Genomic DNA, 26,994 nt, shown 5'->3' with positions numbered 1-26,994 from the left:
GGAAGGTGACGTGTGACCGAAACCAAGATGAGCGGCCGAACGATCTGGAAGCGGAATCTAGCGGCACCGCTGCGAGCCTTTCTGCGAACTGAGTCCGGCAGCGCCGGCGTGCTCGTGGCCGCCATCGTCGCCGCACTGCTCTGGGCCAACATCGACCTCGGCTCCTACGAAGCCGTCTGGCGCACCCAACTGTCCCTGCGCCTCGGGCACCTCGAGCTCTCCCGCGACCTGCACACCTGGATCAACAGCGGCTTGATGACGTTGTTCTTCCTGGTCGTCGGCCTTGAGGCGCGGCGCGAGTTCGACCTCGGCGACCTACGCGACCGGCGACGTTTCGTGCTGCCCAGCGTGGCCGGCGTGATCGGCATGCTGATCCCGGTGCTGATCTTCCTGGTGATCAACCACGGCGGGCCGGGCGCGCATGGCTGGGGCGTGGCTATGTCGACCGACACCGCCCTCGCGTTGGGCCTGCTGGCACTGCTCGGCCGGGGCGTGCCCGACCGGGTCCGGATCTTCCTGCTCACCGTGTTCGTGGTCGACGACTTGATCGCACTCATCGTCATCGCCCTGGTCTACAGCGACGACATCAAGATGATGCCCATCGTGGTGGCCGTAGCGGCGTTCGCGGTCATGCTGGCCATCCGCGCAGCCGGCGTCCGACGTGGCTCGGCGTACGTGCCGGTCGCCATCGTGATGTGGGGCGCGCTCCTGGTCAGCGGAGTCGACCCGGTGGTGGCCGGACTGGCCATCGGGTTGACCGCGTTCGCGTACTCTCCCGGCCGCGCTGAGCTCGAGCAGGTCAGCGGGCTGTTCCTGTCGTTTCGTGAACAGCCGACGCCCAAGCTCGCGCGTACGGCTTCGATCGGCCTCGCGAATACGCTATCGCCCAACGACCGCCTTCAGCGCATCTACCACCCTTGGTCCAGCTACGTCATCGTGCCGCTGTTCGGCCTGGCCAACGCTGGCATCAGCATCGACGGTCCGTTCCTGGCCCAGGCGTTCGCGTCGCCTGTCACCTGGGGCGTGCTGCTCGGGTATGTCGTCGGCAAGCCGCTCGCCGTGATCGGCACCTCGGTCGGGCTCACCTGGATCTCACACGGCCGCATCCGTCCGGCCGTGGGCTGGGCGGGCGTGCTCGGCAGCGGCACGATCGCCGGTGTCAGCTTCACGGTGTCGCTGCTGATCGCCAGCCTGGCCTTCACCGGCGACCAACTGGCCGAGGCCAAAGTCGGGGTGCTCAGCGCCGCGATCGTATCCTCAGCGCTGACCTGGACCGCGTTCCGCGTCACCAACATGCTGCCCAAGGACAAGCGCACCCGGGCGCTCTTCGGCGACATGACGGAGCTGATCGACCTCATCCCAGACGTCGACGAGAAGCAGGACCACGTCCGCGGCCCAGCCGGTGCGTCGGTAACGCTGGTGCAGTACGGCGACTTCCAGTGCCCGTACTGCGGGAAGGCCGAGCCAGTCGTCCGGCAGTTGCTGGGCCACGCCGACCTGCGTTTCGTGTGGCGTCACCTGCCTCTGTCAGACGTGCACCCGCAAGCCCGGCTAGCAGCCGAGGCCGCCGAAGCAGCGGCCGCTCAGGGCAAGTTCTGGCAGATGCACGACCTGCTGCTCGACCACCAGGACAAGCTGAATCTCAGTGATCTAATCAAATACGCCGGCGACCTCGGTCTGGATCAGAAACGCTTCCACGACGATCTGATAAGCCAGGCCCACTCCGGCCGCATCGAAAGCGACATCGACTCGGCCGACAACAGCGGAGTGTCCGGCACCCCGACGTTCTTCATCAACGGCCGCCGCCACTACGGTGCCTACGACATCACGACCTTGACCGCCGCCATTCGTATCGCCCGAGCCCGGGCCCGCCTCGGCCGCGAGGCACAAGCGACCCGTAAATAAGCGCGTTCCGTTGACTCGACAGCACGCCGGTCGGCCGGCAGATCCTGCCGCGCGAACTCTTGCCTTGACGCGAAGCGGATGACGGCGAAGCCTGTCGGGTGCCAAAACCCGCTTACCGTGGTTGATCAGGCGCAATGGCCTGCACTGCTGTCGGGCAGGATCGTTGCTCGTGTACCTACGCATGCTCTACCTCGTGTTCTGCCGCATCGTCGAGTGGCTGACCCTGCTCACCGAGACCAGTGCGGCCAAGGACGTGGAGATCCTGGTCCTCCGCCACGAGAACGCAGTGCTACGCCGGGCCAACCCGAGGCCGCGGTTGGACTGGGCCGACCGGGCTACGCTCAGCGCCCTGATCAGGCTCCTCCCCCGCGCTCTGAAGATGCACCGGCTCGTCACTCCCGCCACGGTCCTTGCCTGCATCGCCGGCTGGTCGCCCGGCACTGGACCTACCCAAACCGGCCGGGGCGCCCATCGATCGACCCGGCCATCGCCGCTCTGATTGAGCAGATGGCCCGGGATAATCCCGGCTGGGGCTACCAGCGCATCCAGGGTGAGCTGCTCGGCCTTGGCTACCGCGTCGGCGCGTCCACCATCCGGCGGATCCTCCGACGCTGCGGGGTACCACCAGTGCCGCTGCGACGTGACCACACCACCTGGCGGCGGTTCCTGTCTGCCCAGGCGTCGACCCTGCTCGCCTGCGATTTCTTTCACGTGGACTGCGCGCTCACCCTCAAGCGCCTGTACGTGTTCTTCGTGCTCGAGGTCGGCAGCCGATACGTCCACATTCTCGGCGTCACCGCCAATCCGGACGGGCCGTGGACAGCGCAGCAAGCCCGCAATCTGCTCATCGACCTCGGCGAACGGGCCGCGCAGTTCAGATTCCTCATCCGCGATCGGGCCGGGCAGTTCGCCGCCGCCTTCGACGCCGTGCTGGCCGACGCCGGCATCACCGTATGCAAGATCCCACCACGTAGCCCACGAGCCAACGCCTACGCCGAAAGGTTCGTCCTCACCGCCCGCAGCGAGGTCACCGACCGCATACTCATCTTCGGCGAACGACACCTACGCCAAACACTCGGCGAATACGCCCGCCACTACAACGGGCGACGGCCACATCGAGCCCTGGCGCTGCAGCCCCCACGATCCGACCGACCCGCCGTCGACCTGACACACGAGCGGATCAAGCGCCGACCCGTCCTCGCAGGGCTCATCAACGAGTACGAACGAGCAGCATAGAAGTCCAGCTCACCACCGGTGACAGCGTTTTGGAACCCCACACGGTGGGGGCGGTTCTTGGCGCCGAAGATGGTGCGTACCGCGGGCACGTCCAGGCGGGAGCGGGTGCGGTCGACCACCCGGTCGAACAGGTGCTGCATCCGCGCGCCGGAGCGGAACAGCAGATTACGGCTGTACTCCACCTGGTAGATCGAGTAGGCGTAGCTGAAGCCGGATCGGCGTTGTTCGTCGGCGTCAAGAGCGAAGCACAGGCACGCGGTGTAGATCCACCGGTCGCAGACCTGGCCCAGGCCCCTACAGCCGCATCCTGCGACAAGGCATCTGCGACCCGGGCCAGGCCCGCCGGGTCGGCAACCATGGTGAAGCAGTTGCCGTCCTTGCCGGAGGCTATCCCCGCCCGGCGCGCCTGGCAGGCCACGTACTCGTGGCCGTTGAGGATGACCTGCGCGCCGAACGGCGGATGCCCCGACATCTTGATCGTCACATGGCCCCAGTCGGGATCCATGATGTGGAAGGAGTAGTGGTTGACGTACTCGCTCTTCTTCTCCAGATTCGTGATCACCCCGCTCGCTGACCGTTTCACCTTCCACACCGTGGCCGGGGCCTTGGCGACCAAGACCAGGAACACCCCCGGCCCGGTGAGCTCATGGGTGGCCAGGTACTGCTCGGCGATGCGGTGCTTACGCTCGCCGGCCTTACAGAAGATGACCGGCACCCCGTGGGCCGCGCCCCACGCTTTGACCCGCCGCGCCAACCGGCCGGCCATCCGCATCAGATGAGTGTCATCGAGCTGGTCATCAGACCCGTGCAGCCGCCGCCACCACGTACGAATCCCACCCGGACCGTGTCCCAGCGGGTAGTAGGCGTTGAGCACGATCCGGTCCACACAGTCGTAGGAACCCGTTACCAGGTCCGCGTACCGCGCACTGAACTCATCGATCACTCTCACACCGTACGGACCGCCTGGCCGGCACCGCACCTACCCGCCAGGCGAAGCTGCCCCGAAGGGGCCACTGATGTTGGGCGAAGTCCCAAGATCGGCATAGGTTTCTGGCTTGTCGAAGGTCAGGCACCGAAGATCGGAACACGGCGTGCGTTTGACCAGGGTATTTCATCGGCAGGTGGGGTTCGATCGGGCGGTCGTCGAGGACGTGTGCATCGATGAGGACGCCGACGGTGAGGTCCTCGTCGTTGCGGCCGGCCACGTAAGGGCGCCATGCGCCGGTGCGGGCGCTGCTCGGATGAGGGGCAACAGCGCTCTGGGCGCGGTCGGCGTCAGCGTGATCAGTCGGCGGAGGGCGGGACGCGGAACGAAGCGGGATTGACGGGTCGGCTCTGCTTCGGCAGGCCGGCGACGACGAGGAGGTACGACTCGGTCACGAGATTGTCGACAAGCGCGGGCTCGACGTCCGCACCCGCCCGCACCGTGATCCAGTGCTTCTTGTTCATGTGGTAGCCGGGCGAGATGCTCGCGTGAGCTGCGCGGAGCGCCTCCGCGTCGGATGGATCCGCTTTCAGGATCACGACGGGCTCGCCGGGCATGGACGTCTGCAGCATGAACACCTTGCCGCCGACTTTCCATACCTCCCAGTCGCCGGTGAACTGGTGTGTGTGCTCGGAGCCGGGAAGCTCGGCGGCGCGGGCCGCGGCTCGATCCTGCACTGCCTTATCCATCTGCATCTTGACCTCCTCGAAGTCCTTAGGGGGTCGATTGCCCTGCGTCCGTCGAGGAGGTGCGGACGTCGGGCAACCGAGTCGAAGTGAACGGGGCCGGCACCGCGGTCCGATGTCCGCCCCGTCCGTCACATGTGCGTGAAGATCTTCTCCGCGTCGAACCGCGAGACCGGCTGGCGGGAGACCCGAGCCTCGTCGGGGTAGCCGAGCACCAGAAGCAGCGTGGTCGTGTAGTCGGTGTCGGTCAGGTCGAAGGCCGCGTCCACGGTCGTGCGGTCGAAGCCCTCCATCGGCGTCGCGTCCACCCCGAGGGATGCGGCGGCCATCATCGTGGCGCCGACGACGAGGTAGGTGTTCTTCTCAAGCCAGTGGAGCACGTTCCCGCCATAGTTCTTTGTCTGGATCTCCACGAAGTTGGAGGCGCCCGCCTCCCATCCCTTCTGGATCTCCGGGTCGGCGAAGCGCCTGTCGGCGCGCTCCTTCTCGAAGATCTCCTGCAGGTGCGTGTCGGGGATGTCCTTGCGCGTCGTGAAGATGATGGCGTGCGACGCGTTGCGCACCTTCTCCGCGTTGTCCGCGAAGCGGCCGACCAGTGCGTCCGCGAGCTTGTCCTTGCCATCCTGCGTCTCCAGCACGTGGAAACGGTTCGGCTGGATGTTGATCGTCGTCGGCGAGGTGCGCAGGTAACGCAGCAGCTGCTGGAACGTCTCCTCCGGGATCCTCTTGCTCGGGTCGAAGTAGCGGGTGAGGTGCTTCGTGATCAGCTTGTCGAGATTCAACGTCGCGCTTTCTTTTCGTTTGAACGGCGGGTGGAGAGGAAAGTCAGGCCGACTGGTGGTCGGCGCCGGGGACGTCGACGACGGCGTCGCTGACGTTGTTGAGGTAGTTCGTGAGCAGGGTGACGACCACGATCGTGACGATCGCCTGGATCTCCGGGTCGATATACCCGACCTCGCGGATCGCTGCGAGGTCCTCGTCGCTGACCTGGCCACGCGTCTCGATCACGTGCTGCGCGAACTTCGCGACGGCGGCGCGCTTCGGGTCGCTGGACGTGCCCGTGCGGGCGAGCTCAATCTCCTCCGCCGACATACCGCCGAGGTTCGACGAGATGAAACCGTGGAGTGCCTGGCAGTAGTGGCAGCCGTTCGACTGGGAGACCGCGAGGGCGATCGTGTGGCGCGTCTTCGCGTCCAGGAGCTTCGCGATGCTGCCCTGCAGGCCCATCACGATCTCGAGCACGGTCGGGTTCGCGGCGAGCGTGGTGAACATGCTGGGCGCGAAGCCGAACTGCTTCGCGATGGCGTCGAGGGCGCCCTGCGTCTTCGCGTCGATGTCGGCGGGCGCGGGAGCGGTCAGGCGAGACATGGCGATGAACCTCCGCGTGACGTTACTGGACGATTTCGTCCACTCGCTTGAGTGAACACCATCGAAAATGGGCTGTCAAGCCCAGTTTGTGTTACGTTGATGACATGCAGGTGAACAGCGGGGATGTCGGCGGGCGCGGGAGCGGTCAGGCGAGACATGGTGATGAACCTCCGCGTGACGTTACTGGACGATTTCGTCCACTCGCTTGAGTGAACACCATCAAAAATGGGTTGCCAAGCCCAGTTTGTGTTATGTTGATGACATGCAGGTGAACAACGGGGCGGATGCAGCCCAGAAGCTCACTCCCAAGGGCCAGGCCACGCGCGAGCGAATACTGGAGCACGCGGCCGCGTTGATCTACGGCAAAGGGGTCCACGCAACCAACAACGAGCTCGTCCGCCGCGCTGCAGGCGTGAGTGGATCGCAGCTGAGTCACTACTTCCCCACCAAGGAGAGCCTCGTCCTGGCGGTCATCGACTGGCATGCCGACAGCGTCCTCGGCTTCCATCGCAGCGAACGGTTTGCCAGCTTCGACACCGTCGAGGCGTTCCAGGACTGGACGGACTTCTACGTCCTCTCGGGGCGTCCGTTCGAGGACGGCTGCAGCCTCGGCTCGCTCGCGAGCGAGATCGTCAAGACCGATCTCGACGTGCACGACCGGCTCGCGGAGGTGTTCGCGCAGTGGCGCGAGATATTCCGCGTCGGGCTCGATCGCATGCGGCAACTCGGCCGCATCGACGCGTCCGCCGACCCCGCGCGGCTCGCCGACATGTTCCTCGCGGCGTATCAAGGCGGCATGCTCCTCGCTCAGGTCGCCCGGGACATCGGCCCCCTGCAGGACGCGCTCTCTGCGGCGGTTGACCATCTGCGGACGTTCGTGACGTCTGACGACCAGCACATGGGCTGACGCGGCGCATCCGAGCCTCGGGTGTCGGAGCGCGGAAGAAGGTCTGGCGAGCTGGTAAGACGACCACGTCGGGCGACGCGAAAGGGCGTCCGCTCTGTTAGCAGAACCGGACGGCTCGCCGACATCCAGCCTCACGAACTCATGGGCTCGACGTGATGGCTGATTGCCGGCCCTGACGTGAAGGAGGTGCCGTCCTACCTGGAATGATCTGGGTTGCCTAGATCGAGAATCTTCCAGAAGGGCGCATGCCACTTACGCTCGGTGCCGTCGGGTGAGACACACTGTCGCCACTCGATAGCGAGGTCGACGGGCCCTATGTGGCCGCAAGGTAGAGCAGGCCAGCGCCGACGCCCTGATCGAGCATCCCCCGAGGCTTCCCAACGCAGGTAAACGGGGAGGCCGATTGAACGCGCCTCCCCAGTGGCGACTTCTTCTCGATCCACAGCGAGTCCACATTTGAGCCAGGAGCCCTGCGAGCTCGCGTTCCCGATCTTCCCGGCAGTGGCGGCCTTCGTCGCTCCACCAGCAGGCCCACCCCGCCTGCCTGCTGGTGGCCGGTGGACGGGATTCGGCATCAACAACGCCCCTGCTCCCAAACTGCTCCCAATTTAAGGGGCAACAGGGGAGAAGCCCGTTACCGGTGGTTCCGGCGACGGGCTTCCTACCTGCATGTATCTATGGTGGGCGATACTGGGATCGAACCAGTGACCTCTTCGGTGTGAACTCTCGGCGAGCGGGTCGGATCGGTCTTGATGCGAGGTCATACGGCCTGCTGGCGCGCTTCTCGGCTCGGTTCGGCTGGCACGGCTGCTGGGTCTGTTGCATTGCCCGTGTCCTGGGATCGAGGCAGGTTTGACGGGTGCAGCTGTCGAGTCCTGGTCGTCCCTGGTCGCCTCGGAAGTCGGCGTTCACCGGGTTCCGGTTTCCCGCAGAGGTGATCGTCGTCGCGGTGCGCTGGTACTTGCGTTACAACCTGTCCTACCGGGACGTGGGGGAACTCCTGGCTGAGCGCGGTGTCGAGGTCGACCACGTCACCGTGTTCCGGTGGGTGCAACGGTTCACCCCGCTGCTGGCCGACGCCGCCCGGTTCGCTCGCCACTCGCCTGGTGACCGGTGGTTCGTCGACGAGACGTACGTGAAGGTCAACGGGGTTTGGCGGTACGTCTACCGGGCGGTCGACCAGCACGGGCAGGTCATCGACGTGCTCGTCTCGGCCCGCCGTGATGCCGCCGCGGCCCGGCGGTTCTTCCAGCGGGCATTGCGGATGCTGAAGGTGACGCCCAGCGAGGTGGTCACCGACGCCGCCCCGGTCTACCCCGCTGTGCTCGACGACCTGATCCCCTCGGCCTGGCACCATGTCGAGCGGCACGCGAACAATCCGATCGAGGCCGATCACAGCCAGCTCAAGCACCGGTTACGACCGATGCGTGGGCTCCGGACCGACCCAACGGCACAGGTGATCATCGCCGGACACGCGTTCATGCAGAATGTCCGCCGCGGACACTACGAACTCGGGCTCGACAGTCAGCCCAAGCTCCGAGTCGTTTCGGCGTTCAGTGAACTCGCCCGGGTGATCTGACCGCGGACCCGACCCGGGCGTGCCGCGTCTCCCGATCAGATAATGCAACGGCACCGTGAGAGTTCCTGCGTGAGCCATCGGTCGAGCGGCAGGATCAGTGCCTCTTCTCGCCCGGATGTCCTCAGGGCTGAAGGCATACGTCTGCCTCGTAGTTGCGGGTTGACCGGCCGGCAACGGTATGCCATACCGGGTTCAGCGCTACCTTCAGCGCCGGTGCTTGCCAGGCCCCGCCCGCCCGCTGGAGGACCGAATAGTCCCACCGGCGGTGCTCATGCCGCTGTCCGTCGTTGAGAAAGCTGATCACCCGCTGTTGGGTAACGGGGTCGTTGAGCCGCAGACCATGGAGGCCGGGCACGTGTACCACCGGAGTCTCGGTTTGGAGTCCGGGCGGGTTCGTGGCGGCATCGAGGGTCGGCACGAAGGCGATCATCTGGACTCCCTCGATCGGGCAGATCACCTGCTTTCCGCGAAACAGCGGCGCGTTGTCCATGAATGATCGGATGAATGGCTGATCGGGGCTGTTCGGTCGATCCCCGACCGCGCCGAGGGCGGCGAAGATGGCCCGCAATTGCCAGCCGGTGGCGATTCCCCAGCCCGTGTTTGCCTGTGGGGGCGGGTAGTAAATCCTTCCCGAGCGCAGCAGCGGGCTGACCATTACGACCATGTCGATGTGCGGGTGCGGCATCGTCGTCAGGTAGTAGCGGGTGATGAGTGTGCCTTCGCTATCGGCTAGCAGCGCCACTTTCTGACCGGTACGGCGGTGGACCTGGTCCACCTGAACGGCGAGCAGTTGGGCGCTGGTAACCAATGACTGGTGCGTGGCGAGCGCGTTGTAGGGCCTTGGCCGGCCGTTCGGGTCCAGGCCATTGTAGGAGTACCGCATGATCGGCGGGGTGAAGCCGCTGGGCTGCCCGCCGTAATGTGAGTCGTAACCGGCCAGGAAGATCACGGGACGCTTCGTCCGAGCCTCCACCTTGGCGAGCGCAGGCGGCTCGCTCGGGCTCTGGTCAATGCCCGGTCGGGCAATGCTGCCGATGGTGAACATCGGTCCGATGACGACGGCGAAGGCGATCGGGGTGATCGGGGTCCTTCGCCACCGTACCGTCTCGTGCGCCAGCACGATACGCACCGCGCGTTCCCACAGGATTCCGTTGGCCCCTCCAGCGAGTGCAGCCGCCGCGATCCTCCAGCCTCCCGGAACGACCGCGACCAGCGCGCTGCCCGCAGTCAGGGTGACGAAGTTGAGGACGGACAACGCGACCGTGCCGGCCGGTGGCAGGCCGCGCCACCAGCCCCGAACGATCCCGCCCCGCTGCAGGAACGGTGCCAGAATCAGCATCGGAGCAATTTCGCCGAACAGAAACCAGGTCAACGAGACGGCCGCGACGACGACCGACAGTGCCGCCCACGGAGAGAGTACTGCCCCGACCAGGGCCGCGAACCCCACATTGCGGGCGGCCAGCCGCGGCAGCGACGGCCGCGGCATGTTCGACGGCCAGGCCAGGGCGATCAACACGGTGCAGAACAGCCCACGCATCACGATCGCGGCTATCGACTCGCCGACAAACCCGGCCCAAGATCGGTGATACACCAGCACCCAGCGCAGGTCGTGGAACGTGCCGTACGGCCAGAGTGCGCTGGCCTGCGGGGAGATGTTAACGGTGGCGGTGAGGCCCGACTGACGCACCAGAGCGGCCTCTACCCCGGGTGGCACCGCGCACAAAACGACCAGCAGGAGCAGCCGCCCTGACCTGGACTGCGTCGCGAAAGTCCCCCAAGTTCGGATCACCCGTTCCATCATTGCCGGCGCTACCCACCGGATGCTGAAGAATGCGCAATGCGGCGCCCGATTTTCCCCGAGTTCTGCAGTTTGTAGTTAGGGTCGTGTGTCCACGCCCGGAGCGTGTTGCTCGGTCGCAGGGGCGCATCCGACGACCGCGGCAGCCGTGCCGGCGATCAGCACGCCGCTGGCATTCGCACACTGATCACGAGTGCTGCGTTCCTTGTTCTTCCGCGACCTGAATGATCGTCTTGCCGGGCGTGCGGCGGTGGCGGGCGAACGCGGAGGCCGTTTCGGAAAGCGGTCGCACGGCGCCGACGATGGGGTTGAGCCGTCCGGTCCGGAGGCGCTGGGCGAGGTCGGTCAGACGGGCGCGATCAGGTTCGACGACGAAGAAGATGGCTCGCCCGTCCTTGGGCTGCACGGTAGGTGGCATGGCGATGGTGACGAGGGTGCCGCCCGGGCGTACCAGGTCGGTCGATCGCTCGAGGATGTCGCCGCCGATGGCGTCGAACACCACGTCCACCTCGCCGACGTGCTGCAAATCGTCGGCGTCCAGGTCGAGGAAGGTCTGCGCGCCGAGGCCGAGCGCGACATCACGGTCGTCGGCTCGGCCGGTGCCGATCACGCGGGCGCCCACCTCCCGCGCGAGTTGAACGGCGATCGAGCCGACGCCGCCCGCGGCGCCGTGAATGAGGACGGTCTGGCCGGTCGTGAGGTGGGCGTGGTCGAACAGTCCCTGCCATGCGGTCAGTCCGGAAATGGGCAGCGCGGCGGCCACGGTGTGGTCGATGTCGGCCGCGAGGGGGGCGAGGTTGCGAGCCTCCACCGCGGTGTATTCGGCCAGGGATCCGTTGCGGGTCCAGTCGGTCAGTCCGAACACCCGCTGGCCCACGGTGAGGCCGGTGGTTCCGTAGCCGAGCTCGACCACAACTCCGGACAGCTCGTGCCCGGGGATGCTGGGTGTCCGGTCGCGACCGGCGCGATCGGACCACGTTCCCGGCCAGTCAAGCTCTCCGGGGGTGAAGCCTGCGGCGTGCACGCGCACGATGACGTCGTTTTCCGCAGCGTGGGGGTAAGGCATGTCGGTCGGGGTGAGCCCGCTGACACCCGCGTCACGGTCTCGCACGGTGATCGCTCGCATGCTCGAATCCTTTCCAAGAAAGTTCGTCGGTATGGGGTGGTTGTGGGGGCTCAGCACGGGGTCCGCTCGTGGCGCGCGTGGTGCCGGCCCCGGCCGCGGAGGTCGCGGATCGCCCGTCGTCGGTGCGCTGGTGAGCCTGGGTCCAATCAGCTAGGCCAGGGCGAACCGACGATGCGCTCGACCGTCGTCACGCGCTGGAAGCCGGGGATGAAGTGTTCGAGCACGTCGGAGTTCACGGTGCCGTTCGTGGTTTCGGGGCGGTTCTTCAGCCCGTCGACGTAGGCTCGCAGAAACTCGTTCTTGAAGTCCCCTCGTGGATGGACGGCGAGGATTTCGCCCAGCTGATCGTGTTCCAGTCCGTCTAGGCCGAAGCCGAGCACGTCGGTCAAGACACCGAGGTACGTGGTCGCGATTTCCGGGGCCATCCGGTCGGGGATGCCCGGCGTGGTGTGCAGCGCGATCGCCGTCCAAACGGTCTCGGCGGCGGCCGTCGAGAATCCCCGGTCCAGGAGGAACTTGCGCGCGTGGTCGGCGCCATCGACTTCGAAGCGCTGCTCGACGTCGGAAAAGGGAGTCAGGAGGCCGGTGTCGTGGAACATGGCCGCCAGATAGAGCAGCTCCGGGTCCGGTTTCACGCCAAGCTTGTGAGCGTGAATCAGGCTGAAGAAGAAGACCCGTCGGGAGTGGTGGTAGATGAGGGGGCTGGTCGTCTCCTGGATGCGCCTGGTCGCTTCGGCGACCGCCGCTGTCTCAGGAATCTCCAACCCCGCGATGACCTCTGGCATGATCTCTGACCTTCCGGGAAATGTGTGCGGGCCGTGTTTCCGACCTACATGCTGCCCACCGATCGTCGTACGGCGCCGCCTTCGTCCGGCCAGGAATCACTTATATCCGGACAGGGCGAAATCGCAGTCGTGTGCTCCACCAAGCGCGGCACCACGTCCCGCAGCCGGGTCCAGCGCGTGGCCTGCGACTTCGCGTCGTCCGTCACGGCCCGTTCCACGCGACGCCTGGTGTCGGGTTCATCGCGTGAGTCAACCGGGCATCGGTTGCGGCACGAGGATTTCGTAGACCAGCCTTTGCAACGGCTCCGGCGTTTCTTGAACAAAACCGCTGTGCCCGTAATCAGCCGAAGATCACGGAGAGTTCGTTTACATGCAATAGTCGTAACGTGAGCAACCCCGCCCACGAGGATCCGCGTCATCTCCGGTAATGGCGTGCTACCAATAAACGGTGTCCATGCCTCCTGTTTCGCCGACCCAACGGCGGTCAGTGCCGCCGGGGTCCGGCCGCTCACCGCGCGGATCCGGCTCCGAAGGGACCGGAGTGGTGAACGCTGGCGCCCATCGCGTCGCGATCTTCGTCTACGACGGAGTGACGTTGCTGGACGTCGCCGGTCCCGCGGAGGTGTTCAAGGAGGCGAACCGGTTCGGTGCCGACTACCGGATCGTGCTGCTGTCGCCGGCCGGTGCGGACGTCACGTCGAACCTCGGGGTCCGGATCGCGGTCGACGGCGCCGTCTCCTCGGAGCCGGCTTTCGACACGTTACTGGTGGCCGGGTCCGACCTCTATCCGCGCGCCCGTGTCCCCGCCGACCTGGCGGACGCCGCACGGATACCGGCGGCTGTGGCCGGCCGGGTCGCGTCGATCTGCACCGGGGCGTTCGTCCTCGCCGCCGCCGGCGTCCTCGACGGCAAGCGCGCGACCACGCACTGGCAGGTCGCGCACGAGCTTGCCGCCCGGTATCCGACGTGCCGCGTCGAGCCCGACGCGATCTACGTTCGCGATGGCACCACGTACACGTCGGCAGGGGTGACGGCCGGTATCGATCTGGCGCTCGCTCTCGTCGAAGACGACCACGGGCCCGACCTGGCGCGCGACGTCGCACGCGCCTTGGTGGTGTACATGCAGCGTGCGGGCGGCCAGTCCCAGTTCTCGGCACCGCTGCAAGGACCGCCGCCCCGCTCGCCGGCTCTCCGCAAAATCACCGACTTGGTGACGGCGAACCCCCGCGGGGACCACTCGCTCGGTGAACTCGCGAAACACCTCAACGTGAGCACCCGGCACCTCACCCGGCTTTTCCACGACGAGCTGTCCACGACACCGGCCCGCTACGTTGAAAACATCCGATTCGACATGGCCAGGGCACTGCTCGACCAAGGACACACCGCGACGCAGGCCGCGACCCTCGCCGGGTTCCCCAGCTACGAAAGCATGCGACGGGTTTTCGCCAGGAAGCTGTCGACCAGCCCCGCCGCCTACCAACGCCGGTTCAGCACGGCCCGCCGCGCCAACGCGGGTTAGTACTCCAATTGCAGTTGAGGGAGCTGGTGTCTTCGCTGGTAGTGGCAGATCTGGGCGCGGTATTGGCGGCTCCGCCGAAGCCGTTTGCTGGTCCCGCCATCTGCGACTCGGATCCCACCCGCAACGTCATGACCAGCGCTTCCTGCATGGTGATCTCTTCGGCGGACCCGAAGGCGTCACGGTTCGTGGGTGTCCTTCGCAGCGGAGGTGTCCTCATCTAGCCGAGATGAGGATGTGTACGGTCAGTCAGCTGCCGCATCCGTGCAGCTACGCCGGGTCCCCCTCGACGAGCAGCCGGGCATAATTGCCCATCGACCGCTGGTAACGCGCCAGGTGCGGGGCGAGTGCGCCCAGCGCCAGCGCGACGGCCTCCCGGTCGCGCCCGACGTCGACCAGCGCCAGAGCCAGGAACCCCGCGACCGCGTCGTCGAGCTCGTCGCTACCGGCGTCCCGTTCGGCCGTCAGGAGCGCCACGCTCTCCCCGGCGCGACCGAGGTTGCGCAGCGAGCTGGACATCTGGATGATCGTCCGGCGCCGCCGCAGCCCGGTGAGCCCAGCCTGCAGTGCCTGCCGGTAGAGCGGGACAGCCAGATCGGAGTGCCCGGTCGAGTCCCACGCGCAGGCGCGCTCGAACAGGCCGACCGCGCTGTCGGCGGGTAGTTCAGCGGCGAGCTCGCCGATCCGACTGACGAAGTCGTCCTCGGCGAAGCTGTCCATCGTCGCCCACGCCTCGGCGACCCGCCGCTCCCAGTCGGCGCTGATCTCGCTCTGGCTGGTCACGTCATGCATGGTGATCTCCCTCGTTGCGGGCGGCCGGTCGGCTCGCGCCCGCCCATCCTGGGAGAGTCGCTAGACTCGAACCACTGATTCGGTTACAACCGAATCTCTCAGACTCTGCGGGGAGGAGCCAGCCATCGCGGCAACCCTCCGATTCAGCACCGCCGACCTGCTGCGCTGCCGCTTCGCAATCTCGCCGGCCTTCGAGACGCTGTCGGCGATCCGGCTCACCCTGCCGGCGGAGTCCCCCGGGCAGCACCGGCGCTGGCTGGACACGGTCGCCGGCCAGGTCGCCGGAATCGACCTGCGGCCGATCACCCTGCTGCAGCCCCGACGCGGCTACACCCCGGACTTCCTGGCCCCGCCCCCAGCCGGGCCGCTCGCAACCTTCGAGGACGATCTGGCCCGGATCGCAGACACCCCGCCCAGCCAGGTCGCCGCCGAGATCGCCCGATCCCTGCACGACACCCCGGGTGCGGCCGACAGCGAGATCGGCCGATACCTGCTCGGCGATCCCGTCGAGGTCCTCGCGACGCTGACCGGCCTGATCCGTACCGCGTGGCAACAGCTCGTCGAACCCAGCTGGCCCCGCGTGCGTGCCCTGCTCGACGCCGACGTGGGCTTTCAGACCAGGCGGCTCGCGGAGGGTGGCCTCGACCGGCTCTTCGCGGAACTGCATCCCACCCTGCGCTGGCACGACAACACGCTCATCCGCGAGTACGGCGACGACGACCACCGCGACCTCGCCGGTGCAGGACTCGTCCTGATGCCCAGCGCGTTCAAGTGGGACCAGGTGGTTGTGGTGATGGACGAGCCGTGGCAGCCCACCGTGATCTATCCCGTCCGCGGATCCGGCACACTCTGGCAGCAGCTCAGCGGCACGCCCGACGCCGCACTGGGTCGCCTGATCGGGCGGACCCGGGCCGCGCTGCTGATCGGGCTGACCGAACCCGCGACGACGACCACGCTCGTCCACCGGCACGCTCTCGCCCCGGCCACCGTCTCGGAACACCTGACGGTGCTGCGCGACGCCGGGTTCATCATCGGCGAACGCCACCGGCACGAGATCCGCTACCGGCGTTCGGCGCTGGGCACCGCCGCGGTCGACCGGCGGTCTTGAGCACCCACATCTGCCGCTGACAAGGCGCGGTGACCGTGAGCGCTCCAGTAGGACCGACGGGCTGTGAAAGCAGGTCGGGAATCCTTGGGCTTGCTGTCACTGGCCCTCGGCAGCGAAGGCCATTCGCCCAGTACACGACATCATCCGGGTCCCGCGCGCCCAGACCATCAGTGCCACAGCGGGCCGGTGCGAACCCAGGACCGGGGGAGCAGATTGGGAGCAACAGGGTGCCCTGAACGGCCTTGAACTGCGCCCAACGGCGTCGAACGGCCCTCAACTGCACCCACCCCCACCAGCAGCTTCTCGTTTGCGCTGGTCAGAGTGGTGCGGCGTCCTGGTTCACACGGAGTGCTCAGCCGTATTGAGCAGCAGTCGACGGCGCTCTATGTTGCCTGACAGGAGAGTATGCGCAGGTCAGAGCGGTAAGGAGCCGCTGGATGGCCTGGCCTTGCAGGTGGGTGCAGATTGGGAGCAGTTTGGCGAAGTGGTCACCGCGTCCGAAGTGGTCACCGGGGTCGGACAGGGGACAGCGCTCTGACCTGCGGTGACGTGGGTGAGCGGGCCGGCGTGACCTCCCAGAGAACACCGAAGTGGTCAGGATTCGCTGCTCCCCACCTGGCTGGTGCCGGCTGTCGTCTGGAGCCCGGAGGCACACAGCTAGGAGGGCCTTGCTGCATCGACGTATGACTCTGAGATCTGCCATGCCCGCGCCCGTATCGGTCCCGAGAGGTGAGACTCGAATCCCACCGGCAACCCTCTGACCAGGGCTTCCTGCGCGGTGACCTCTTCGGCGGGCCCGAAGGTGTCAGCCCCAGCGGATTACATGATCACTCGGATGACGTCCTCATTGCCGAGAACAGTGCGTCGAGCGGGAGCGACACTCTGGGTAGTCCGGCGCCCGACATAGGGAAGCTACGGTCGTTGGCGTCTGCCCGGCGTCCGTCTGCGGGTGCAATTCGGCGCGCTCGTCATTCCCGCGATGTATGCGCGGCGTTCAGCCATGCGCCGAGGAGTGGCAGCACGGCGCGCAGATCGGTTCCGTCCACTGATATGTGGGCGGCTGCGCGTGCCGCCGGGGTTGCGTTGAAGGCGATGGCCAACCCGACCGCGGCGAAGAGCGGCACGTCCGAGCGGCCGTCGCCGACGGCCGCGCAACGCTTCGGGTCCACGCCCAGCTCGGCGGCCACGCTCACCGCGAAGTCGCGCTTGCCCAGCTCGTCGAGCTGCTCGGCGACCTCCCCGCTGTAGCGGCCGTCGATCAGCTCCAGGCGCGGTCCGCAGGCGCGATCGAAGCCGAAGCGGTCGCACAGATGGGCGCCTACGACGTCCCACGCCAGCGTGGTCAGTACGGGCGTCAGCCCGCGCCGACGGCACCACAGAACCGTCTCGGCAATGCCGTCCACCAGCGGCAGCGACTCCAGAAACCCGCGCACCTCCATGGGCGTCCGTCTTGCCCAGCCACGAGCTTCGAGGACGGCAGCCTCCTGGCTGCTCAGGGTTCCGGCGCCGTAGCCGGCCTGCACCTCTTGAATGACCTTGGCATGGCCGAGGACCTCCGCCAGGTGTTGCCCGCTGCTAGCCGGCGTCAGCGTTCCGTCCACATCGAAGAACACCGCTCCACGGATCACGGTCGAACGCTACCGGCCGCCAGGGGCAGCCGAACTCCGGCGCAGCAACGCGCGATCATGCCGCGAAGCGCTCGGCAGGTCCCGGGACCTCGTCTGCACGTAGCCAAGGGCGGAGCCAGAAAGGGGCTCTCGCTGTCAGCGCCCGCTGGGCTCCGGCGGCTCGTCGAAGGTCAGAGTCAGGGTGCTGTGGAAGGCGGAGGATTCGGTGCCTTCTCGTCGTTGGTCGTCTGGCTCGGTGTCACCCGTCCACACCTTCACCGCCCGGTACGCGAACCCGTCCTGGGTCGCAGCCTCGGCCAGGAACGAGACCCTCTGCCCGGCGGCGAGCTGCCTAAGCCCATTCATGGCGATCACCGAGAAGTGGACCCAACACCCGCCGGGCACACCCGGACCGTCGATGATGCCCCATCCCTCGTCGCTTTGATAGGTCCGAACGACTCCCGAGCTTGCCATCCCTTGATTTTGTGTGGAGCCGACATCGCGAAGAGCAACGCCCCGCCGGCATCCTCAACTGCCGCCGACCGTGTGCTGCACCGTGTCGGTGATTGTCACGGTCGGCATATCGGTTCCGCGACCACCTGAAGGCGGGCCTGGCTCTCAGTCCGTCACCCTAGACAGCATGTGCGGGAGTCGCTACTAATAGCTGATGGAGCACTTGTACTGGGATCTCGGATCTTTTGCCGGCGGCGCCCAGTTCGAAGTGTGCCTGCGCGGCTCGACGGCCAGAGTCTGCCTCATGGACGTTGAGCACTACCAGGCTTATCTCGACGGCGACGAGTATGAGTATCACGGCGGCTTCTGGGACGTCAGCCCTGTCGTCCTGGAGGTGCCTTACGACGGATACTGGTACCTCGTTGTCGACAGCAACGTCCGGCGGATCAGCGTCGAGGTCGCCCAGATCTTCGACTGACCGCATGGTTTGGGCGCTGCCGCATTGAACGGTTGTGCCGACGAGCGGCGGGGCATGCTGATGCTCAGGAGGCGATCCTTCCGGCGTAGCCGCACCCCTTGATCACCTGCGCGCCCATGCCGCTGACTGTGCACGGATCTGCCGATGAGCGGTCGGCGCGACATGCGCATCCTGCGTGCGTCGGTCGGGTGCACGTGTTGTGCGGGGTAGGACCGGGTGGAGGATTAGTGGGCAATCGCACCTGGCGACCTGAGGGACCTCTGAAGAGGTTGCCCGACCTCCGATGAGTTCCAGCACGGTCCCGGGTCTTCAGGCACATCCACCTTCCGCGCGCGAATTTGGAGGCACCTTGAAGCTCTTGCTTACGTCAGGCGGCGTCACGAACCCAAGCATCCACTCGGCGCTCGTGCAACTCCTCGGCAAGCCGATCGCCGAGTGCCACGCCCTCTGCGTACCGACAGCACAGTGGGGTCACCCGATGTGCGGTCCGAAATCGGTGCGGGGCTTCGTAGCCGCCGAGCCCGTCTTTCAGTACCTGTCCGGCCTGGGTTGGGCGTCGCTCGGTGTCCTCGAGCTCACCGCACTGCCCACCATCGGCGCGGAGCGATGGGTCCCCTGGGTCCGCGAGGCTGACGTGCTCCTGGTCGACGGCGGCGACGCGACGTACCTGTGCCACTGGATGCGGGAGTCCGGGCTGGCCGATCTGCTGCCATCGCTGCCCGACACGGTCTGGGTGGGAGTGAGTGCCGGAAGCATGGTGATGACGCCCCGGATCGGAACGTACTTCGTCGAGTGGCCGTCCGCGCCGGACGACCGCACCCTGGGAGTCGTCGACTTCTCGATCTTCCCGCACCTGGACGCTTTCCCAACAAACACCCTGGCCGACGCAGAGCGGTGGGCCGCCGAAATCGGTGTCCCGGCCTACGCCATCGACGAACAGACGGCCATCAAGGTCGTCGACGGCTCCGTCGAGGTGGTCTCCGAAGGGCAATGGAAGAAGTTCGGGTCATAGCCGTCCGACATCCGTGACGTCGCGTCGTTGGACGTGACCCCGTCGACTTGCAGCTTTTCCGAGTGCGCCCGCCCATGTCGCAGGTCGCGTGCGCTTTCGGCACCGAGACGACTATCGAGCTGCCACAAGATCCTCTCACTGTTGGAATCAAGGCCCGGAGTGGAGGACTCGAGTGACCGGGGTCACGCCCGGGTATGTCACGGATCGGAAGGCCGCCTTGTCCCATGGCCATGACGGAGATGAAGAACCAGAGTGTGATCGTGGCCGGAGCCAGTGGTGTTTTCGGCCGGCACATCCGCGAGGCGCTGACCGACGCCGGGCACACCGTGCTAGGCGTGGGCCGCGGCGAGGGCAACGAGATCCGCGCCGACCTGCTCGACCGCGACGGACTGCTGCGGGCGTTCGAGGGGATCAAGGCCGACGTCGTGGTGCACGCCGCGACCGCGTTGCGCAAGCCGCCGATGACGCACAAGGGCATGTTCGGCACCGACGACCTGCGGGTCACCGGGACCGCAAACCTGATCGAGGCGGCCAAACTTGCGGGCGTACGCCGCTTCATCGGCGAGAACGTCGCCGTCGGCTACGGCTACCGCGACTTCGGCGACCGCGTTCTGACCGAGGCCGACGAGTTCGGGGCGTCCGTGACGGACCCGAACATCAACCGGCACCTGGAGGGCATGCGGGAGAAGGAGCGCTTGCCCCGGGAGTCGGGGCTGGAGGCGATCTCACTGCGATTCGGCTTCTTCTACGGGCCGGGGGGCACCGAGACGATGGTGCACATGCTGCGGAAGCGACAACTGCCGGCGTTCAACGACCACGGCCACATCTCGCCGTGGACGCACCTGGCCGACGCGGCCGCCGCCGTCGTCGCGGCGATCGATCGCGGCCGGCCCGGTGAGGCGTACAACGTCGTCGATGACCACATGGGCTTCGGGGAGATGATCCGGGCGATCGCCGAGACCTTCGGCACACCCAAGCCGTTCACCGTGCCCACGTGGATGATGGCGGTCGCGCCCTACATGCACCTGATGCTCGGCGTCACCATGCGGGTCTCGAGCGAGAAGGCCCGCCGCGAGCTCGGGTGGCAGCCCGCGTACGCGACGGTGCTGGACGGGCTGCGGGCGCAGGCGCTCGGTCACGTCTAGCCTGTTCCCATGATCGATAGCCAGGTCTTCGCTCAGCATCGGCGGCTGCTCTTCGACGTCGCGTACCGGATGACGGGGAGCGTCGCCGATGCCGAGGACATCCTGCAGGAGGCCTGGCTGCGGTGCCGCGACGTCGACGGCGGCCAGCTCGCGAACCCCCGGGCGTACCTGGTCAAGACCGTCACCAACCTCTCGCTCAACCAACTCACCTCGGCCCGCGCCCGCCGCGAGACGTATGCCGGGCCGTGGCTGCCCGAGCCGGTGCTCACCGCGCCCGACGCGGGCCAGGAGGCCGAGATGGCCGAGTCGATCTCGATGGCGATGCTCGTCGTCCTGGAGACGCTCACCCCCGCCGAACGCGCGATCTTCCTGCTCCACGACGTTTTCGGCTACAACCACGCCGAGGTCGCATCCATTCTGGACAGGTCCGAGGTCGCGGTGCGGCAGACCGCGGTCCGAGCGCGGGCGCACGTCGCGGCCCGCCGGCCTCGCTTCGACGTCGACCAAGGCGTACGCCGAGAAGCAGTGGACCGGTTCCGCAAGGCCTGTGCCGGAGGCGACCTGAACGCGATGATGGAACTCCTGGCGCCCGAGGTGATCTGCTGGTCGGACGGCGGTGGCAAGGTGACCGCGGCCCGCCGGCCGCTGGAAGGCGCCGACAACGTCGCCCGCTGGCTGCTCGGGGTCTTCGCCAAGCCGGAGACGCAGAACACACGGCTCGTGATCACCGAGATCAACGGCGGGCCGGGCATCCTCGGCCTGGCCGACGGGCAACCGGCCGGGGCGATCTGCCTCGACTTCGACGGCGAGCGGATCACCGGCGTACGCATGCAGGGCAACCCGGACAAGCTCCGAGGCCTCACCCGCTGATCCCACCCCCCCGTCGATCATGAACCTAAGATGATCCTCAACGGAACAGTTCCGGATCACCGTTCCATTCAGCCAGCCACATCAACGAGTACGCCGACAAGCGGTAAGTTGAACAGCCAGCGACCTGGTCGGCCACCGCAAACACGGCCACGTCGCCCTCAACGCACGGATTTGCCGAGATGAGTTCGCTGGCCCCTGAAGACGTTTGAGGGTAGACGGCAGCCGACCTCAAGCCATTCTCGCCTGACTCAAGGTCTCCTTTAGGTCGGCGATGTAAGAGCCGGGTCGCCAACCATGGGCGATGCGGTCCAGGAAGAAACCATCGAAGATTGAAAGTCCCACCCCTGTGGCGGTACCTAGGCCGCCCGCGCCGAGGATGTCGAGGGCCAATCCGCTTCCTGTGAAGAACGCCCAACGCGCAGTTTTCGCGGGCAATCGCTCCAGAATACGGTTACTGCTTAAGGAGCGCAAATACTCCTGTAGCAGTTGAGTGTCTGGACTCAACGATCCGACCCAAGCCCTAAATCGTCGACCATCCTCGAACAACTTAACGAACGTCGGCCATTGCTCCTCCTCGCTCAGATTGTTAAACAGCTGCGAAATGGAGGGGACTCCAACGACCGATTCGACGAACGCGTCGGCCTCTCGCCCATTCTTCAATGTGGCGTTTGATAAGCTGCGCGAGACTAGGGCTTGTATTGTCATGGCATCATTCATTCCGACGCGGGCCTCCGTCGCCGATGCTGCCCACATGGGTAATTCAGCCGCAACGCCGGCGACGCTTGCCGCTCCGACGAAGCGTCGTCCCGGACTTTCCTCCAGCCTGTGGTAACGGAGACCCTCTTCAGTCACACGAACCCGATAGTCAGAGAAATCTAGGTTCCCTGATCCAACTTGCGCTCCAATCAAGACGTTCGCAGAGATAACGGTCGAGCGCAACGCCTCTTGGTCGCTCAGTAGAGTGTCGTACAGCTCCAGCGAGCCGCGATACTTACGCGCGAGGCGAATAAGTCTTCGACTGTAGCCCCTTACTAGCTGCCCTCGATATGGTAGTAGGTCATCATTGGCCAGCTGGTACCAGTACGGCTTGAAAGCTAGTTCGAAGGACTCCGTATCCTCATCATCAATGACGAGATGTGTTCCAGAGTCGCTTCCTCGCGCTGAGACAGACGCGGAGAAAGATACCGTGCCGCTTTGTACAATCCGAGCCAGGGTAACGGTGGCTGCGTTCTGCTCAAAGAACTCTATCCAGCTCTCGGGGTGGGTGACTCGGCCGAGCGTATCGATCGACGTTTCATTGATTACGAGCGTGACTCTTGGGTAAATGAGAAGAGCTTCGGCCGTTGTACCGAAGTCATCGAATGCATCCCGTAGGAAAACGTGGTCCAGCATCCTGGCCTCCTGACTCCGCTCCTTCTACCGAGTATAAACGGGCGCTTCAACGCTGGCGGCACTAGCGGCGCGGGCCGATTTTCAGTGCGCCCACGGGTGAAGAATATGATCGCGATTGAGGGACGACGTCACCACAAATCCGAGCTACACCGACGGAGACATTCTGGGGGGAGGAGAGCTAAGGCCGGGGGCGAACAAGCAAACTTAGCTTGGTTTCGCCACCGCGCCTTCTAAATGGTCGGGTCTCGTCGACGAACGCAACGGCCTGCAACGGGCCGTACGCGTTCGCGACATCACCTTTCACATCACCTCACCTCGGCCGCAGGCCGCATCGCCTTCGGGCGGTGATGGCTACGGCTTCGCGATTGGCGTGCCACTGCGGTCGACTGCGGGACGAGGGTCGTCGGGAGCGCGTTACTCTCATGCCGCTGACAAAGCGCGGCGTCCGCGACCGCTCGTCACCGTCCGTACCCACTGTCGGATCGCTCGCCTCGTGCCAGGCGGACGGCCCTGCGTTAGGCAGACCGTCCTGGCTGACCGTGTGGGTCCATGTACGGCGGGGTCGGGGAGCGGGTTGGGAGCAGTCCGGTGTACTGAACGGCGTTGAACTGCATTCAACGGCGCCCAACGGCATACGCCCCGACCTGCGGTCTTGCGTTTCCGCAGGTCAGAGTCGGTGCAGCGTCCTGCTTCACACCGAAGAGGTCAGTGAGCATCTGAGACGCACGGTCTCGGAGTGGGGTCAACCTGATCACGCGGCGGCCGGGCAACGGATCCGCCCTGGAACAATACGACCCTCAGGTGCGCCGCGGGCGTGGCGGATTCCCGCTCGTCTGGGACATGCGGCTCATGACGGCGGGACGTGGCGTCGGCGAGAGTCCTTGGTCAGGAGAACATCTGGCGAAGGAGAACTCGACATGTCCACTACCAACATCGGCGTCACTACGTCCCCCCGCACCACGGCCGCCCGCGGCGTGGCCGCAGCGGTCGTCGCCGTCCTCGGCGCGGCGGTGACCGCGATCTACGGCTCGTACGGCGGCCCGTCGCCCAGCCCGTCGCAGGAGCAGGCCGTTCCCTACGTCGTGGGCGCCGACATCGTGGTCGCGTTGCTCGTGTTCGGCCTGCTGCTGCCGTGGGCTCGCCGGTCCGACAACCGCGCCTCAGGCTGGGGCCTCGGGTTGAGCGTGCTCGGGCTGGTCGCGATCCCGATCGCGTTCTGGAGCGGTGTCGTCATCGTCATCGCCGTCGCCGCGATCCTGCTCGGGGTGCACGCCCGGCGTGCCGCGGCGCAGGCCGCCCGCCCGGCGAAGCTGGCCACGACGGCGGTCGCCGTCGGCGCCGCGGCGCTCGTGCTGTCCACGGCGCTGCTGATCCTCGGCAACACCGTCCTCGTCTAGGACGAACGTGATCTCAGGAATACAGTGCTCGCACGCGTCACGGCCACGCAGGCGCCGGGTCCCCGGAAAAGGATCTCGATGATAGGACCAGCACCATCCAAGCGGCAGGCACGCAACATCGTGCCTGCCGCGTCGGTCGTGGTCACGGTTGCGCTGTTCATGGCCGCCGTCGCGCTGGCCGGCATCGGTGATCGGTTCGTGTACGTCCTGCCCGGGCTGGCCCCGGTCGCGTACGCCGTGGTCGGTGCCGTGATCGTGCATCATCAGCGCGGCAACCGCATCGGCTGGCTGCTGTGTGCGGGATCGATCCCGTTCGCACTGCTCAACACCGGCTCGGAGTACGCCTACCGCGCGGTGATCGGCGAATCCGCATCCTTGCCGGCGGTGACGTTCGTCGAGTCGTCGATCAATGTGCTGCCGTTCCTCGGGCTGGGCCTCCTGGTCGCGCTGCTGCCGCAGCTGTTCCCGACCGGAACCGCGATCTCGCAGCGGTGGCGCCCGACGCTGTGGGCGGCATGGGGTTTCATCGCCACCGGCACGATCTCCAACCTGCTCATCGCGGAGAAGATCCAGGGCCTGCCGGACGTCGACAACCCGACCGCGATCGCCGCCGCACAACCACTGGCGTCCGCGCTCGGCGTGGCCGCGCTGATCTGTCTCGTGCTGTCGGTGGGCGCAGGGCTCGCAGGTCTCGTTGTGCGGTGGCGGCGATCGGCCGTTGACGAACGCCAGCAGCTCAAATGGTTCCTCGCCGGTGTCGCGCCGCTGCTGGTCCCGATGGCGCTGCACGACGTCCTCCCGGTCCTTGCCGGTGCCGTCATCGCGCTGCTGCTGCCGCTGGTGCCGATCACGATCGGCGTGGCCGTGCTGCGCTATCGGCTCTACGACCTCGACATCGTCATCAACCGCGTGCTTGTCTACACCACGCTCAGCACCATGATCGCCGCCGTCTACCTCGCGATCGTCGTGGTCGTCGAAACCGTCGTCGGCTGGGGGCAGGGCCTGGGCGTCCAGGTCGCGGCCACCGTCGCGTCCGCCGCGCTGTTCCAGCCGCTGCGCGCGCGCGTGCAGCGCGGCATCGACCGGATGTTCTTCGGCGACCGGGCCCGGCCCTACGAAGCGTTGACCCGCCTCGGCCGCCGGCTGGAACGCGCACCGGCACCGCAGGCCACGCTGTACGGCGTCGTGGACACCGTCGCCGACGCCATGCGGGTCCCGTACGCGAGCATCGAGCTCGCGATCGCCGACACCATCGTCACCGCGGCCGAGCACGGAACCCCGACCGATGAACCGGCCCGCTTCCCGATGATCTACCAAGATGAGATCATCGGGCACCTCACCGTGTCACGACGCGGCCCCGGCGCGGACTTCAGCGCCGCAGACCGCCGACTTCTCGCTGACCTCGCCCGCCACGCCGGTGTCGCCGCCCACGCCACCCAGGTCACCACCGCCCTGCAACAGGCGCGCCTTGCCCTGGTCACCGCGCGGGAGGAGGAACGACGACGGCTCCGCCGCGACCTGCACGACGGACTCGGCCCGGCACTGGCCGGCGTCACCCTCGGACTGCATGCCGCCCAGGCCACCATCCCGACCCGCCCGGACCACGCCGCCGCGCTGCTCGCTGGCATCCAGACACAGGTCGAGGACGTCGTGCGCGACATCCGGCGCCTCGTCTACGGCCTGCGGCCACCGGCCCTCGACGAGTACGGCCTGTACCGGGCGCTGCAGCAGCATGCCGCAAAGATCGAGAACGAGGACAGAGCCAACGGACTGGCGATCACAGTCGCGGCGCCAGCGACCGGGCTCGGCGCACTTCCGGCCGCAGTCGAGGTCGCGGCGTACCGCATCGCGACCGAGGCGATGACCAACGTGTCCCATCACGCGCACGCCCGTGCCTGCCACATCAGCCTCAACCTGGACGGGGCGCTGCAACTGGACATCATCGACGACGGTCGAGGGCTGCCCGCCGGGACGCCAGCCGGTGTCGGGCTCAACGCCATGCGCGAACGCGCCGCTGAACTCGGCGGCGACCTGTCGATCACCGCCAGCGGCGCCGGTACACACGTCCGCGCCCGCCTTCCCATCCCGGAGCTGTCATGACTTCGCTGCGGGTCGTCATCGCCGACGACCACCCCGTCTTCCGCAGCGGATTGCAGGCGCTGCTCGCGGTGCAATCCGGCATCGAGGTGGTCGGCGAGGCCGCCACAGGTGTCGAGGCCGTCCGCCTCGCCGCTGAGCTGCAACCCCACGTGGTGCTGATGGACCTTCAGATGCCGGACCTCGACGGGGTCGCCGCCACCAAACAGATCACCCGTGACAGCCCCAGGATCGCTGTGCTGGTGTTCACCATGTTCGACGACGACGATTCGGTCTTCGCCGCGATGCGTGCCGGCGCCCGGGGTTACCTGCTCAAGGGCACCAACCATGCCGAGGTCGTGCACGCCGTGCATCTCGTCGGCTCCGGTGGTGCCATGTTCGGCCCGGCCGTCGCGCAGCGTGTCATCGAATTCTTCGCCCGGCCACGGCCCATCGGCGTTGCGCTGGCATTCCCCCAACTGACTGATCGGGAACACGAAATCCTTGACCTGCTTGCCCAAGGCCAGTCGAACACCACTATCGCGAACAGGCTGCGCATCAGCGACAAGACCGTACGCAACCACGTCTCCAACATCTTTGCCAAACTCGCCGTCGCTGACCGTGCCCAGGCCATCGCCCGCGCCCGTGACGCTGGCCTTGGCCAACCGCACCGCGACCGTTGACCCCGACCTGCCCGCGTTACCGTCAGCGGTGCTGGCCGTCGTGGGCATGCTGCTCGGCTGAGCGCACCCCGTCGAGGCCTGGGCTGGGGA

The 26,994-nt window shown here is 66.7% G+C and carries 25 protein-coding genes; 14 read left to right on the top strand and 11 right to left on the bottom strand.

Annotated features, from left to right (window positions below; all coding sequences use genetic code 11):
• Positions 1-12 precede the first annotated feature (12 nt).
• The 3 genes from nhaA to GA0070613_RS30645 all read left to right on the top strand — a co-directional run bounded on the left by nhaA (position 13) and on the right by GA0070613_RS30645 (position 3,141).
• The gene (gene nhaA, locus GA0070613_RS30650) at positions 13-1,905 is read left to right on the top strand and encodes a Na+/H+ antiporter NhaA (RefSeq protein WP_231929587.1); all 1,893 of its coding nucleotides are present in this window, start codon (positions 13-15) and stop codon (positions 1,903-1,905) included.
• Positions 1,906-2,074: 169 nt separating this feature from the next.
• A complete protein-coding gene (locus tag GA0070613_RS33890; protein WP_231929586.1) occupies positions 2,075-2,404 on the top strand; it encodes a hypothetical protein in 330 nt (109 codons plus the stop codon).
• Positions 2,405-2,412: 8 nt separating this feature from the next.
• Complete coding sequence (locus GA0070613_RS30645) at positions 2,413-3,141, top strand: integrase core domain-containing protein (RefSeq protein WP_231929585.1); 729 nt, start codon at positions 2,413-2,415, stop codon at positions 3,139-3,141.
• On the opposite strand, the gene GA0070613_RS32530 is transcribed toward GA0070613_RS30645, so the two are convergent.
• From GA0070613_RS32530 to GA0070613_RS30625, 4 genes are all read right to left on the bottom strand, one after another.
• The gene (locus GA0070613_RS32530) at positions 3,116-4,084 is read right to left on the bottom strand and encodes a hypothetical protein (protein WP_157746593.1); all 969 of its coding nucleotides are present in this window, start codon (positions 4,082-4,084) and stop codon (positions 3,116-3,118) included. The two genes, GA0070613_RS30645 and GA0070613_RS32530, sit on opposite strands and share 26 nt — an antisense overlap.
• Before the next feature lie 341 nt (positions 4,085-4,425).
• The gene (locus GA0070613_RS30635; RefSeq protein ID WP_197699016.1) at positions 4,426-4,821 is read right to left on the bottom strand and encodes an MmcQ/YjbR family DNA-binding protein; all 396 of its coding nucleotides are present in this window, start codon (positions 4,819-4,821) and stop codon (positions 4,426-4,428) included.
• A gap of 122 nt (positions 4,822-4,943) precedes the next feature.
• Positions 4,944-5,594 (bottom strand): nitroreductase family protein, encoded by a 651-nt coding sequence (locus tag GA0070613_RS30630; RefSeq protein ID WP_089015462.1) that lies wholly within the window; start codon positions 5,592-5,594, stop codon positions 4,944-4,946.
• Positions 5,595-5,637: 43 nt separating this feature from the next.
• On the bottom strand, positions 5,638-6,180 hold the full coding sequence (locus GA0070613_RS30625) for a carboxymuconolactone decarboxylase family protein (RefSeq protein ID WP_089015461.1): 543 nt from the start codon (positions 6,178-6,180) through the stop codon (positions 5,638-5,640).
• Between the two features lie 262 nt (positions 6,181-6,442).
• On the opposite strand from GA0070613_RS30625, the gene GA0070613_RS30620 reads away from it, so the two are divergent.
• Complete coding sequence (locus GA0070613_RS30620; protein WP_089015460.1) at positions 6,443-7,087, top strand: TetR/AcrR family transcriptional regulator; 645 nt, start codon at positions 6,443-6,445, stop codon at positions 7,085-7,087.
• An 865-nt stretch (positions 7,088-7,952) separates the two neighbouring features.
• On the top strand, positions 7,953-8,666 hold the full coding sequence (locus GA0070613_RS30615; protein ID WP_089016295.1) for an IS6 family transposase: 714 nt from the start codon (positions 7,953-7,955) through the stop codon (positions 8,664-8,666).
• Positions 8,667-8,787: 121 nt separating this feature from the next.
• On the opposite strand, the gene GA0070613_RS30610 is transcribed toward GA0070613_RS30615, so the two are convergent.
• From GA0070613_RS30610 to GA0070613_RS30600, 3 genes are all read right to left on the bottom strand, one after another.
• Positions 8,788-10,464, bottom strand: a complete 1,677-nt coding sequence (locus GA0070613_RS30610) for an esterase/lipase family protein (protein ID WP_089016294.1) — start codon at positions 10,462-10,464, stop codon at positions 8,788-8,790.
• Positions 10,465-10,651: 187 nt separating this feature from the next.
• The gene (locus GA0070613_RS30605; protein WP_089015459.1) at positions 10,652-11,590 is read right to left on the bottom strand and encodes an NADP-dependent oxidoreductase; all 939 of its coding nucleotides are present in this window, start codon (positions 11,588-11,590) and stop codon (positions 10,652-10,654) included.
• Between the two features lie 146 nt (positions 11,591-11,736).
• Positions 11,737-12,375, bottom strand: a complete 639-nt coding sequence (locus tag GA0070613_RS30600) for an HD domain-containing protein (protein ID WP_089015458.1) — start codon at positions 12,373-12,375, stop codon at positions 11,737-11,739.
• 544 nt (positions 12,376-12,919) lie between these two features.
• Here GA0070613_RS30600 and GA0070613_RS30595 point away from each other — a divergent pair.
• Positions 12,920-13,894, top strand: coding sequence for a GlxA family transcriptional regulator (locus GA0070613_RS30595; RefSeq protein ID WP_231929584.1), 975 nt, complete (start codon positions 12,920-12,922; stop codon positions 13,892-13,894).
• Positions 13,895-14,161: 267 nt separating this feature from the next.
• On the opposite strand, the gene GA0070613_RS30590 is transcribed toward GA0070613_RS30595, so the two are convergent.
• Complete coding sequence (locus GA0070613_RS30590) at positions 14,162-14,674, bottom strand: tetratricopeptide repeat protein (RefSeq protein WP_231929583.1); 513 nt, start codon at positions 14,672-14,674, stop codon at positions 14,162-14,164.
• Positions 14,675-14,807: 133 nt separating this feature from the next.
• Here GA0070613_RS30590 and GA0070613_RS34240 point away from each other — a divergent pair, with 133 nt between their 5' ends.
• Complete coding sequence (locus GA0070613_RS34240; protein WP_089015455.1) at positions 14,808-15,791, top strand: ArsR/SmtB family transcription factor; 984 nt, start codon at positions 14,808-14,810, stop codon at positions 15,789-15,791.
• A gap of 968 nt (positions 15,792-16,759) precedes the next feature.
• Here the strand turns inward: GA0070613_RS34240 and GA0070613_RS30580 are convergent.
• Together GA0070613_RS30580 and GA0070613_RS30575 are read right to left on the bottom strand one after the other, a co-directional pair.
• Entirely contained in the window at positions 16,760-17,419 is a 660-nt protein-coding gene (locus tag GA0070613_RS30580) for an HAD family hydrolase (RefSeq protein WP_197699015.1), read from the bottom strand.
• A 135-nt stretch (positions 17,420-17,554) separates the two neighbouring features.
• Entirely contained in the window at positions 17,555-17,872 is a 318-nt protein-coding gene (locus GA0070613_RS30575; RefSeq protein WP_089015453.1) for a cold-shock protein, read from the bottom strand.
• Positions 17,873-18,065: 193 nt separating this feature from the next.
• On the opposite strand from GA0070613_RS30575, the gene GA0070613_RS30570 reads away from it, so the two are divergent.
• The 4 genes from GA0070613_RS30570 (at position 18,066) to GA0070613_RS30555 (ending at position 21,356) form a co-directional block, all read left to right on the top strand.
• On the top strand, positions 18,066-18,329 hold the full coding sequence (locus tag GA0070613_RS30570; protein ID WP_089015452.1) for a DUF1883 domain-containing protein: 264 nt from the start codon (positions 18,066-18,068) through the stop codon (positions 18,327-18,329).
• 349 nt (positions 18,330-18,678) lie between these two features.
• A complete protein-coding gene (locus GA0070613_RS30565) occupies positions 18,679-19,341 on the top strand; it encodes a Type 1 glutamine amidotransferase-like domain-containing protein (protein ID WP_089015451.1) in 663 nt (220 codons plus the stop codon).
• Positions 19,342-19,580: 239 nt separating this feature from the next.
• Positions 19,581-20,486: an NAD-dependent epimerase/dehydratase family protein gene (locus GA0070613_RS30560; RefSeq protein ID WP_197698976.1), complete on the top strand. Its 906-nt coding sequence runs from the start codon at positions 19,581-19,583 to the stop codon at positions 20,484-20,486.
• Positions 20,487-20,495: 9 nt separating this feature from the next.
• Positions 20,496-21,356: an RNA polymerase sigma-70 factor gene (locus tag GA0070613_RS30555; RefSeq protein WP_089015450.1), complete on the top strand. Its 861-nt coding sequence runs from the start codon at positions 20,496-20,498 to the stop codon at positions 21,354-21,356.
• A gap of 228 nt (positions 21,357-21,584) precedes the next feature.
• On the opposite strand, the gene GA0070613_RS32525 is transcribed toward GA0070613_RS30555, so the two are convergent.
• Positions 21,585-22,748, bottom strand: coding sequence for a hypothetical protein (locus tag GA0070613_RS32525; RefSeq protein WP_157746592.1), 1,164 nt, complete (start codon positions 22,746-22,748; stop codon positions 21,585-21,587).
• A gap of 917 nt (positions 22,749-23,665) precedes the next feature.
• Here GA0070613_RS32525 and GA0070613_RS30550 point away from each other — a divergent pair.
• The 3 genes from GA0070613_RS30550 to GA0070613_RS30540 all read left to right on the top strand — a co-directional run bounded on the left by GA0070613_RS30550 (position 23,666) and on the right by GA0070613_RS30540 (position 26,904).
• Positions 23,666-24,145: a hypothetical protein gene (locus GA0070613_RS30550; protein ID WP_089015449.1), complete on the top strand. Its 480-nt coding sequence runs from the start codon at positions 23,666-23,668 to the stop codon at positions 24,143-24,145.
• Positions 24,146-24,304: 159 nt separating this feature from the next.
• Positions 24,305-26,245, top strand: coding sequence for a sensor histidine kinase (locus GA0070613_RS30545; protein ID WP_172875930.1), 1,941 nt, complete (start codon positions 24,305-24,307; stop codon positions 26,243-26,245).
• Positions 26,242-26,904, top strand: coding sequence for a response regulator transcription factor (locus tag GA0070613_RS30540; RefSeq protein ID WP_089015447.1), 663 nt, complete (start codon positions 26,242-26,244; stop codon positions 26,902-26,904). Before GA0070613_RS30545 ends, GA0070613_RS30540 begins: the two co-directional genes overlap by 4 nt.
• Positions 26,905-26,994: the final 90 nt, after the last annotated feature.

The organism is Micromonospora inositola (genome assembly GCF_900090285.1).
Classification (GTDB): domain Bacteria; phylum Actinomycetota; class Actinomycetes; order Mycobacteriales; family Micromonosporaceae; genus Micromonospora; species Micromonospora inositola.
The sequence above is the reverse complement of the archived record's forward strand: the minus strand, read 5'-3'. Positions and strand labels throughout refer to the sequence as shown.

Coding starts and splice junctions, on each gene's coding strand:
- GA0070613_RS30645 (WP_231929585.1), top strand. CDS start 2,413: ATGGCCCGGGATAATCCCGGCTGGGGCTACCAGCGCATCCAGGGTGAG.
- GA0070613_RS30635 (WP_197699016.1), bottom strand. CDS start 4,821: ATGCAGATGGATAAGGCAGTGCAGGATCGAGCCGCGGCCCGCGCCGCC.
- GA0070613_RS30625 (WP_089015461.1), bottom strand. CDS start 6,180: ATGTCTCGCCTGACCGCTCCCGCGCCCGCCGACATCGACGCGAAGACG.
- GA0070613_RS30620 (WP_089015460.1), top strand. CDS start 6,443: ATGCAGGTGAACAACGGGGCGGATGCAGCCCAGAAGCTCACTCCCAAG.
- GA0070613_RS30610 (WP_089016294.1), bottom strand. CDS start 10,464: ATGGAACGGGTGATCCGAACTTGGGGGACTTTCGCGACGCAGTCCAGG.
- GA0070613_RS30605 (WP_089015459.1), bottom strand. CDS start 11,590: ATGCGAGCGATCACCGTGCGAGACCGTGACGCGGGTGTCAGCGGGCTC.
- GA0070613_RS30600 (WP_089015458.1), bottom strand. CDS start 12,375: ATGCCAGAGGTCATCGCGGGGTTGGAGATTCCTGAGACAGCGGCGGTC.
- GA0070613_RS30575 (WP_089015453.1), bottom strand. CDS start 17,872: ATGGCAAGCTCGGGAGTCGTTCGGACCTATCAAAGCGACGAGGGATGG.
- GA0070613_RS30570 (WP_089015452.1), top strand. CDS start 18,066: ATGGAGCACTTGTACTGGGATCTCGGATCTTTTGCCGGCGGCGCCCAG.
- GA0070613_RS30560 (WP_197698976.1), top strand. CDS start 19,581: ATGAAGAACCAGAGTGTGATCGTGGCCGGAGCCAGTGGTGTTTTCGGC.
- GA0070613_RS30555 (WP_089015450.1), top strand. CDS start 20,496: ATGATCGATAGCCAGGTCTTCGCTCAGCATCGGCGGCTGCTCTTCGAC.
- GA0070613_RS32525 (WP_157746592.1), bottom strand. CDS start 22,748: ATGCTGGACCACGTTTTCCTACGGGATGCATTCGATGACTTCGGTACA.
- GA0070613_RS30550 (WP_089015449.1), top strand. CDS start 23,666: ATGTCCACTACCAACATCGGCGTCACTACGTCCCCCCGCACCACGGCC.
- GA0070613_RS30545 (WP_172875930.1), top strand. CDS start 24,305: ATGGCCGCCGTCGCGCTGGCCGGCATCGGTGATCGGTTCGTGTACGTC.
- GA0070613_RS30540 (WP_089015447.1), top strand. CDS start 26,242: ATGACTTCGCTGCGGGTCGTCATCGCCGACGACCACCCCGTCTTCCGC.